Source organism: Spirillospora sp. NPDC046719 (assembly GCF_040645715.1).
In the GTDB taxonomy this organism is placed as follows: Bacteria; Actinomycetota; Actinomycetes; order Streptosporangiales; family Streptosporangiaceae; genus Spirillospora.
Map to the genome: position 1 here is coordinate 1 of NZ_JBEYYT010000722.1, position 3,167 is coordinate 3,167.

At 71.9% G+C, this 3,167-nt stretch carries 3 protein-coding genes; all 3 read left to right on the plus strand.

Annotated features, from left to right (window positions below):
• Nucleotides 1-251: 251 nt before the first annotated feature.
• Genes ABZ914_RS49235 through ABZ914_RS49245 form a run of 3 tightly spaced genes read left to right on the plus strand, consistent with a single transcriptional unit; the run spans nucleotide 252 to nucleotide 3,084 of the window.
• Entirely contained in the window at nucleotides 252-1,325 is a 1,074-nt protein-coding gene (locus ABZ914_RS49235) for a PhoH family protein (protein ID WP_500201497.1), read from the plus strand.
• Nucleotides 1,322-1,798 (plus strand): rRNA maturation RNase YbeY, encoded by a 477-nt coding sequence (gene ybeY, locus ABZ914_RS49240; protein WP_500201498.1) that lies wholly within the window; start codon nucleotides 1,322-1,324, stop codon nucleotides 1,796-1,798. Before ABZ914_RS49235 ends, ybeY begins: the two co-directional genes overlap by 4 nt.
• A complete protein-coding gene (locus ABZ914_RS49245; protein ID WP_387031189.1) occupies nucleotides 1,798-3,084 on the plus strand; it encodes a hemolysin family protein in 1,287 nt (428 codons plus the stop codon). The genes ybeY and ABZ914_RS49245 overlap by 1 nt, the downstream gene beginning before the upstream one ends.
• Nucleotides 3,085-3,167 lie beyond the last annotated feature (83 nt).

Consider the following 3,167-nt stretch of genomic DNA (forward strand, 5'->3'; position numbering starts at 1 on the left):
GCGCCGGCCGCCCTCCCTCGCTCCCTCGGGCACGCCGGCGGGCTCCGCGGGCTTCGCCAGCCCGCCGCCCCCGGCGGCCCTGGCCCGGCCCGGGCGGCCGGCCCGGGCGCCCGTACCGGCCCGGGCGACGCGAGATCGGGTGCGGGTAAAAGCGGCGGCGTTCCGTCGGGGCCGCCCAGTACCATGGAAACGCAACCCAGGACACCCGGAGCGAACAGAAGGCAGGTCGGAGAGGCCGCAAGGCCCGGCTGATGGTCGAATCAACTCACACGAGGTCAACTCGGACGGGGCGTGACGACGGCGCACGCTCCCAGATAAAGATCGTGGTGCCGGACGACCATTCGATGGTGAGCCTTCTCGGCTCCCGGGACGAGCTCCTGCACGCGGTCGAGCGCGCCTTCGGCGACGCCGTCGACGTGCACGTCCGCGGCAACGAGATCACGGTCACCGGCCCGGAGAGCGAGACCGGGCTCGCGTCCCGGCTGTTCACCGAGATGCTGGAGCTGCTCAAGAACGGCGCCCAGCTCACCCCCGACGCGGTCGAGCGCAGCCTCGCGATGCTGCGCGGCGAGGGCGGCGAGCGCCCGGCGGAGGTCCTCACCCTGGACGTGCTGTCCAGCCGGGGCCGCACCATCCGCCCGAAGACGCTGAACCAGCGCCGCTACGTCGACGCGATCGACAAGCACACGATCGTGTTCGGCATCGGCCCGGCGGGCACCGGCAAGACGTACCTGGCGATGGCCAAGGCCGTCCGCGCGCTGCAGGACAAGAAGGTCAACCGGATCATCCTGACGCGCCCGGCCGTCGAGGCGGGCGAGCGGCTCGGCTTCCTGCCCGGCACGCTCTACGAGAAGATCGACCCGTACCTGCGGCCGCTCTACGACGCGCTGCACGACATGGTCGACCCCGACTCGATCCCGCGCCTGATGGCCGCCGGCACCATCGAGGTCGCGCCCCTCGCCTACATGCGGGGCCGCACCCTCAACGACTCGTTCATCATCCTCGACGAGGCGCAGAACACCTCGCCCGAGCAGATGAAGATGTTCCTCACCCGGCTCGGGTTCGGGTCGAAGGTCGTCGTGACCGGCGACGTCACCCAGGTCGACCTGCCGAACGGGCAGCTGAGCGGCCTCCGCGTCGTCCAGGACATCCTGGAGGGCGTCGAGGACATCCACTTCTCCCGGCTGGACAGCCGCGACGTCGTCCGGCACAAGCTGGTGACCGACATCGTCGACGCCTACAACCGGTACGACGAGGCGCGGGTGCCGGAGTTCAAGCAGGGCGCCAACGGCCGCGGCGCGCCGCGCAAGCGGGGGCGGCAGTGAGCATCGAGGTGCTGAACGAGTCGGGCGCCGCGGTCGACGAGAAGGGCATCGCCGCCCTCGCCCGGCACGTCCTCGACGGCCTGCGCGTCCACCCCCTCGCCGAGCTGTCGATCCTGTTCGTCGACGAGGCCGCGATGACCGAGCTGCACGAGAAGTGGATGGACGAGCCCGGCCCCACGGACGTCCTGTCGTTCCCCATGGACGAGCTGCGCCCCGGCCACATGTCCGGCGGCGCGGACGAGGACGGCGAGACCGACCCGAGCCTGCTCGGCGACGTCGTGCTGTGCCCGTCGGTCGCCGAGAAGCAGGCGAAGGACGCCGGGCACTCCACCGAGGACGAGCTGGAACTGCTGTGCACGCACGGCATCCTGCACCTCCTCGGCTACGACCACGCCGAGCCGGAGGAGCACAAGGAGATGTTCGGCCTGCAGGCCGGCCTGCTCGCCTCCTGGCGGGAGGAACGCGGCCGCTGATGAGCACCGCGCAGGGGTGGCTGACCGCCCTGGCGGTGGGCCTGGTCCTGATGGCGGGCCTGCTGGCCGGCGCCGAGACCGCGCTCGCCCGCGTCTCCCGGGTCACCGTCGAGGAACTCGTCCGCGAGAACCGGCGCGGCGCCGGCAAGCTCGCCGAGGTCGTCGCCGACCCCGCCCGCTACGTGAACATGGTCCTGCTGCTGCGGATCGGCTGCGAGCTGGTCGCCACCGTCATCGTCGCGGACCTGTCCATCTCCTGGCTCGACGAGACCTGGCGCGCCTACGTCGTCGCCGCCGCGATCATGATCGTGGTCAGCTACGTCGTGATCGGGGTGGGTCCGCGCACGCTCGGCATCCAGCACGCCGGCCGCATCGCGCTCGCCGGCGCCGCGGTGATCCACCCCGTCACCCGGGTGCTCGGGCCGCTGCCCCGGCTGCTGATCGCGCTCGGCAACGCCCTCACCCCCGGCCGCGGCTTCCGCGAGGGCCCCTTCGCGTCCGAGGCCGAACTGCGCGACCTCGTCGACCTCGCCGAGCAGCGCAGCCTGATCGAACCGGACGAGCGGCAGATGATCCACTCGGTGTTCGAGCTGGGCGACACCCTCGTCCGCGAGGTCATGGTGCCCCGCACCGACATCGTGTTCATCGAGCGCGGCAAGACCCTCCGGCAGGCGATGTCGCTGGCGCTGCGCAGCGGCTTCTCCCGCATCCCCGTCGTCGGCGAGAACGAGGACGACGTCGTCGGCATCGCCTACCTGAAGGACGTCGTCCGCCGCAGCCAGGAGAACCCCGCCGGCGAGGCGGTCGAGACCGTCGGCTCGATCATGCGGGACGCGACGTACGTCCCGGACAGCAAGCCGATCGACGAACTGCTCCGCGAGATGCAGGCCCGCCAGATCCACCTCGCCGTGGTCATCGACGAGTACGGCGGCACCGCCGGCCTCGTCACCATCGAGGACATCCTGGAGGAGATCGTCGGGGAGATCACCGACGAGTACGACCGCGAGATCCCGCCCGTGACCTGGCTCGACGACGGCGCCGCCCGTGTCACCGCCCGGCTCCCCGTCGAGGACCTCGCCGAGCTGTTCGACGTCGAACTGGACGCCGAGGAGGTCGAGACCGTCGGCGGCCTGCTCGCGCACGCCCTCGGCCGCGTCCCGATCGAGGGCTCCACCGCCGAGGTCGGCCCCGCCGACGGCGACGCCCCCGTCCTGTCCCTCAAGGCCGAGACGATCGCCGGCCGCCGCAACCGCGTAGGCACCGTCCTGGTACGCAGGCTGAGCTAGCCCAGGGGGGCGACCCCCTGGAACCCCCGTCACGACGGACGGGCTGTTTCCCCGCTCCGCTGGCGCTCCGCGGCGAAACAGCC